Annotated in this window: 7 protein-coding genes; 2 read left to right on the top strand and 5 right to left on the bottom strand. The window is 68.9% G+C overall.

What is annotated here, in order from left to right; genetic code table 11:
- Window positions 1–140 precede the first annotated feature (140 nt).
- Window positions 141–1,223, bottom strand: coding sequence for a flagellar motor switch protein FliG (gene fliG / locus VGD93_RS05085; protein ID WP_395009838.1), 1,083 nt, complete (start codon window positions 1,221–1,223; stop codon window positions 141–143).
- A 30-nt stretch (window positions 1,224–1,253) separates the two neighbouring features.
- The gene (gene fliF / locus VGD93_RS05080) at window positions 1,254–2,882 is read right to left on the bottom strand and encodes a flagellar basal-body MS-ring/collar protein FliF (protein WP_395009836.1); all 1,629 of its coding nucleotides are present in this window, start codon (window positions 2,880–2,882) and stop codon (window positions 1,254–1,256) included.
- A 157-nt stretch (window positions 2,883–3,039) separates the two neighbouring features.
- Here fliF and VGD93_RS05075 point away from each other — a divergent pair, with 157 nt between their 5' ends.
- Window positions 3,040–3,666 carry a glutathione S-transferase family protein gene (locus VGD93_RS05075; protein WP_395009834.1) on the top strand — a complete coding sequence of 209 codons (627 nt, stop codon included), beginning with the start codon at window positions 3,040–3,042 and terminating at the stop codon, window positions 3,664–3,666.
- A gap of 74 nt (window positions 3,667–3,740) precedes the next feature.
- Here VGD93_RS05075 and VGD93_RS05070 read toward each other — a convergent pair whose 3' ends face one another.
- Window positions 3,741–4,019, bottom strand: coding sequence for a DUF1153 domain-containing protein (locus VGD93_RS05070; RefSeq protein WP_395009831.1), 279 nt, complete (start codon window positions 4,017–4,019; stop codon window positions 3,741–3,743).
- A 178-nt stretch (window positions 4,020–4,197) separates the two neighbouring features.
- Between VGD93_RS05070 and VGD93_RS05065 the strand changes: the two genes are divergently transcribed.
- Complete coding sequence (locus VGD93_RS05065) at window positions 4,198–4,752, top strand: pyridoxamine 5'-phosphate oxidase family protein (RefSeq protein ID WP_395009829.1); 555 nt, start codon at window positions 4,198–4,200, stop codon at window positions 4,750–4,752.
- 9 nt (window positions 4,753–4,761) lie between these two features.
- On the opposite strand, the gene VGD93_RS05060 is transcribed toward VGD93_RS05065, so the two are convergent.
- The gene (locus tag VGD93_RS05060) at window positions 4,762–5,424 is read right to left on the bottom strand and encodes a flagellar hook assembly protein FlgD (RefSeq protein ID WP_395009827.1); all 663 of its coding nucleotides are present in this window, start codon (window positions 5,422–5,424) and stop codon (window positions 4,762–4,764) included.
- Window positions 5,425–5,433: 9 nt separating this feature from the next.
- A partial coding sequence (locus VGD93_RS05055; RefSeq protein ID WP_395009824.1) for a flagellar hook-length control protein FliK occupies window positions 5,434–6,040 on the bottom strand: 607 nt, incomplete at its 5' end.

The raw sequence follows: 6,040 nt of genomic DNA, 5'->3' as shown, positions 1-6,040 counted from the left end.
GCGAAGCCTTCGGCCCGGGCCGCTGCGCGCGCCTCCGCCAGCAGCGCCGCAACGGCGCTTTCGGCGACCATCGGCTCGCTGCGCTCGGACGCGCCGCCGAGATCGAGGTCGAAGCGGAACCTGGCGGGGGCTGCCGGCATCTACGCCACCATCTCCTCGTCCATCCGCGTCTTGGTGATGATGATCTCGCCGCGGGCGGCGAGGTCCTTGGCCATGGCCACCATGTGGGCCTGCGCCTCGTCGACGTCCTTGAGGCGGACCGGGCCCATGGCTTCCATGTCGTCCTTGAGCAGCTTGCCGGCGCGGACCGACATGTTGGAGAAGAACACCTCCTTGATCTGCTCGGTGGCGCCCTTGAGGGCGAGCGCGATCTCCTTCTTGTCGAGAGCCTGCAGCAGCGCCTGAATGGCCGACGCTTCGAGCCGCGCCAGATCCTCGAAGGTGAACATCAGCGACTTGATGCGCTCGGCCGATTCCCGGTTGCTCTCCTCGAGCGAGGTCATGAAGCGCGCCTCGGTCTGGCGGTCGAAGGCGTTGAAGATCTCCGCCATCTGCTCGTGGCTGTCGCGGCGCTTGGTGTGGCTCAGCGTCGACATGAACTCGGTGCGCAGGGTCGTCTCGATCTTCTCGAGGATTTCCTTCTGCACCGGATCGAGCGCCAGCATGCGGTGCACGACGTTGAGCGCCAGTTCCTCCGGCAGCACGGCGAGCACCTTGCTGGCGTGGTCGGTGGCGATCTTGGAGAGCACCACGGCGATGGTCTGCGGGTACTCGTTCTTCAAATAGTTGGCGAGCACGTCCTCCTGCACGTTGGACAGCTTCTCCCACATGTTGCGGCCGGCCGGACCGCGGATCTCCTCCATGATCGCGTCCACCCGGTCGGGCGGCAGGAAGCTGGCCAGCAGGCGCTGCGTCGTATCGGAGTTGCCGGCCAGCCCGCCATGCGAGGAGATGGTGGTGATGAATTCGCCGAGCAGTTCGTCCAGCATGTCCTGGGTGATCGGCCCCAGCCGCACCATGGCGCGCGACAGCGTGCGAATCTCCATCTCGTCGAGTTCCTCGAGGATGGGGCGGCCGAAGTCGGGGCCCAGGGCGAGCAGCAGCACGGCGGCCTTCTCGTCCCCGGAAAGCGCGCGCTGGGCAGCATCGCCGCCGACGACGAGCTGCTTGTTCGAAATCTGGGCCTGGACCTGGCTGTGGCTCGCGGGGGCGGAAACGGGCATGTCGGTGGGGGTCGGCATCTGGCTATCCGATCATGCTGGGCTGGTCAGCCAGTCGCGGACGATGTTCGCGGCGTGCTTCGGGTTCTCGTCGACCAGGGTGCCGACGGTCTTGAGCGTCTGCGCCTGCGTCTCGCCCATCGACTTGGCCTCGTCGACCCAGGAGGGCAGGCGCGGCGAACTCGGCTTGTGGTCTTCCTCCTCGCCGTAGCCCTCCCCGAGCAGGGGCGCGACCTCGGCGCTCGGCGGCAGTGCCAGCGGCCGGCTTTCGGGCGCGAGGATGCGCTTGAGCAGCGGGCGCATCACGAAGAACACCAGCGCCAGGGCGATGAGCAGGGTCACCAGCATCTCGGCGAAACCGACCAAATCGTCGCGGGTGAAATCGAACAGGCCCGGCCCGCCGGTGCCGGCGGCAGCCAGCTCGGGGCGTTCCGCGAACTGCAGATTGGCGACTTCCACCTGGTCGCCGCGGCGCTCGTCGAAGCCGACGGCGGAGCGCACCAATGCGGTGATCTGGGCCAGCTCCTCGGCGCTGCGCGGCTGGTAGACCGAATTGCCGGAGGCGTCGGCGGCGTAGATGCCGTCGACGACGACGGCGACCGACAGGCGCCTGATGCCGCCGGCGTCGGTCATGGCGACTTCCGTCACCTTGGAGATTTCGTAGTTGACCGTCTCCTCGGAGGTGCTGCCGGTCTCCGACGACGCGGCGGCGCCGCCGGCATTGGCGGAGGCGCCCGGCAGTTCGTTGGCGACGGTGACCTGGCCGCTGCCGCCCGTGCCGCTGGCGGCGTTCTCGATTTCCCGCGTCTGCGTCGAGCGCACCACCTGGCTCGCCGGGTCGAACGTCTCGGACGTCCGCGTGAGCCGGTTGAGGTCGAGCTCGGCGCTCACCTGCACGCGGGCGCGGCCGGCGCCGACGACATTGGCGAGGAGCTCCTCGACGCGGGCGCGCAGGCGGTTCTCGATGCCGAGCGTGCGCTCCTCGACCTCGGTGGCGACGACGGTGTCGGCGTCGTTGCCGGCGCCGGAGGCAAGCAGCCGGCCGGCCGAATCGACGATCGAGACGCGGGCGGGCGTGAGGCCTTCGATGGCGGAGGCGACGAGGTGCTGGATGGCGCGGATCTCGCCGCCGGTGAGTTCGCCCCGCACCTGCAGCACGATGGAGGCGGTGGGATCCTTGCGCTCGCGGCGGAACAGCTCGCGTTCGGGCAGCACCAGGTGGACGCGGGCGCTCTTGATGCGGGCGAGCGAGGCGATGGTGCGCGCCAGTTCACCCTCGAGGGCGCGCACGTTGTTGATGTTCTGCACGAAGCTGGTGGCGCCGAGCGCGCTCTGGTCGTCGAAGATCTCGTAGCCGACCTGGCCGCGCTGCGGCAGGCCGTTCTCGGCCAGCGCCATGCGGGTGGCGGTGATCTGGTCGCGGGCGACGAGGATGGTCTCGCCTTCGCTGCGCAGCTCGTAGTGAATGTTCTGGCTCTGCAGTTCGGAGACGATGGCCGCCGAATCCTCGAGCGACAGGCCGGTATAGAGCGGGGCCAGCTGCGGGCTCGAGGCGCGCAGGATGAGGAAGGCGAAGAAGCCCAGCATCAGCACCGCGACCACCGCCATTGCGGCAACCCGCGCCAGCCCCAGGCGGTTGACGAATTCAGTTAGACCGTTCACGCGAACATCCGAGCCGACTAACATCGGTAACCGCGATTGCCGGCGGCCACCCCCCGGGGCAAAAATTACCTAGCGGATGGTAAACAAGTTCTTAACCGGCCGTTGCGGTTTGCGAAAACCGGCAGAAATTGCCGGGCAGCGTCAAGGAAATGCAAAGATGGCGAAACTCAGGGTGCTGGGACGGGTGACCTCGATCAACGTGCGCAAGGTGCTGTGGCTCCTCGACGAGATCGGGCTCGAATACGAACGCGAGGATTGGGGCCTGCCGCTGCGCGACCCGCACGAGCCGGAATTCCTGGCGCTCAATCCCAACGCGCAGGTCCCGGTCATCGTCGATGACGGCTTCGTGCTGTGGGAGTCCAACGCCGTCCTGCGCTATCTCGCCGACAAGCACGGCTCGGCGCTGCTGCCGGCCGAGCCGCAGCAGCGTGCCCTCGTCGACCAGTGGCTGAGCTGGCAGGCCTCCGACCTCAACGGGCAGTCGCTCTACGCCTTCTTCGCGCTGGTGCGCAAGGTGCCCGGCCACGACGATGAGACGCGGGTGGCGGCCTCGCTGCGGGGCTGGGGGGCAAAGCTGGCGGTGCTCGAGCGGCAGCTGGAAAAGACCGACGCCTTTGCGGCGGGGGCCGACTTCAGCCTCGCCGACATCGCGCTCGGGCTGTCGGTGCATCGCTGGTTCGGGACGCCGTTCGAGCGTCCGGCCCTGCCCGCCGTCGCCGCCTATTACGACAGGGTGCGGGTGCGCCCCGCCGCCGCGCCCTACCTTACGGCGGAGATCCCCTGAGCGGGGCGGCAGCAAAAGCCGGACCCGCCGGGGCGGTCTGCCGCGACGGGTCCGAAACTCACGGGGCGACGGCGTCAGCCTTCGCGGTAGTGCTGGATCCAGGTGGTCCGGAGGCCGGCGAGCCCGTGCTTGTCGATCGCCGCCTGCCAGTTGAGGAACTCGTCGACGCTGAGCGTGTAGCGGTCGCAGGCCTCCTCGAGGCTGAGCAGGCCGCCGCGGACGGCGGCGACGACCTCGGCCTTGCGGCGGATGACCCACCGGCGGGTGTCCCTGGGAGGCAGATCGGCAATTGTCAGCGGACTTCCGTCCGGCCCGATAACGTACTTAACGCGGGGACGCATCTGTACGGTCATTTTACTCTCATACTGAACCTGACCATGGTCCCGGAGACTAGGCGGTCTCGCTTAACATTGCGCTAAAGAGAAGCTTACAAGCCGTAAAGAGCCGGCGTGGCCCCGCGGGGACGGTTCCGGCTGGCGGCGATGGCGGCGGTGAAATACTGATTGGCGAGGGCCCACGCGCGAGGAAGACATGGCCAAGGAATATTCGAGCCTCACCCCGCACCTGCGCGAGTTCATCGCCCGCCAGCACATGTTCTTCACCGCCTCCGCGGCGGCGGGCAGCCGCGTCAACGTCTCGCCGCGCTCCACCGACATGTTCCGGGTGCTCGGCGACAATGCCGCGCTCTATCTCGACCGCACCGGCAGCGGCAACGAAACGGCGGCGCATATGAAGGCCGACGGGCGGCTGACCATCATGTTCTGTGCCGTGGACGGGCCGCCGCTGATCCTCAGGCTGTACGGAAGGGGGCGGGTGATCCGTCGCGGCGGGGAGGAGTATGCACGCCTCCTGGCCGAGTGGTACGCCGATTGCGAGCCGCTCGGGGCGCGCCAGATGATCCGGCTCGACTTCGACCTGGTCAAGACCTCGTGCGGCTATGGCGTGCCGCTGTTCGACTACCGCGAGGAGCGCGACACCTTGGACAAGTGGGAGCGCAGCAAGGGCGTGGACGGCCTCGCCGCCTACTGGCGGGAGGTTAACGGGGTCAGCATGGACGGGCTGCCCACCGGGCTCGGCGAGGAGTGATGGACCGGGTCAGGCGCCGCCGGCGCTGGCGGCGCGCACCGAGAGCACGCCCGACAGGTTGACGCGGGCGTTGCCGACGATGAGCACCGGCTCGGAGCCGGTGAAGTCGACGCCGGTCACCTGGCCCGTCATTTCGGTGAGGACCTCGACGAGACTGCCCTCCTCGTCGCGGCCCTCGACGGTGATCGAGTACGAGCCGTCGGGTTTCTTGCGGCCGTCGTCGCCGACGCCATCCCAGACGAAGACGCTCTCGCCCTGGGCCACCGAGCCCTGCTTGCGGAAGACGACGTTGCCCGCCTCGTCGCGCACGCTGATGGTGACGTTGGCCGGCTTCGCGACGGCGAAGGTCCACGCCGCGCGGCCGTCGACGAGCTCGGACTTGCTGCCCGAAGCGGTGACGATCTTGCCGACATAGCTCACCGCCTGGCTGTTGCCGGCGCCCTGGGCGGACAGCATCATGGCGGCGAGGTAGTCATTGGTCTTGAGCTGCTGCTCGACCCCGGTGAACTGCACCAGCTGCTGCGTGAACTGGTCGGTATCGAGAGGGTCGAGCGGGTTCTGGTTCTTGAGTTGCGTCGTCAGCAGCGTGAGGAACGTGTCGAAATCCTCGGCGATGGTCTTGCGCGAGACCGTGCTGGTGCTGGCTGCGGCTCCGACCCCGGTGACGGCCATGGTCTCCTCCTACACGAACAGGTTGATGCCGCCCGCCCGCAGCGAGCCGCGATACAGGGTCCGGACCGCTTCCGACGCGTCCTCCCCGGCAGCGGACCCCTCGCCCCCGGCGGGCCCGGCGAAACCCGTGCCCCGCTCCCGCCCGTCGCCGCCGCCGTCGCGGGCAAAGGGATTCTGCCGCAGCGAGAATTCGAGGTTGGTGCGGGCGCCGTCGAGGCCGGCCTGGGCCAGCGCCCGCTCCAGGGCACGGTGGTCGCGCTGCATGAGATCGAGCGTCTCGGCGCGCTCGACGGTCATGCGGGCGTTGACGTTGCCGCTCTGGTCGACGTCGAGCTTGACGTCGATGCGGCCGAGTTCGGGCGGGTCGAGGCGGATCTGGAAGCGGGAATTGCCTGCCTGCACCTGCCGGACGAGCTCGAAGGCCACTTGCGGCAGGCTGATGCGCTGGGCCGGCGGCTGGTAGGCGAGGGGCGCGGCTTTGTCGGTGCCGGCAGCGGCGGGGCTGAGGGACGCGGCCGCGACGACGGGCTGCGGCAGCGCCGGCCTGCTTGTCACCGGCTCGGCCGGGGACTCGGCACCGGCAGCGGCGGCTCTCGCATCGGCGGCGCCGGTGCGC

The sequence above is a fragment of the Devosia sp. genome (assembly GCF_036406155.1).
Lineage (GTDB): Bacteria > Pseudomonadota > Alphaproteobacteria > Rhizobiales > Devosiaceae > Devosia_A.
Note: the sequence above shows the minus strand (reverse complement) of the source record. Positions and strands in the feature narration are given on the sequence as shown.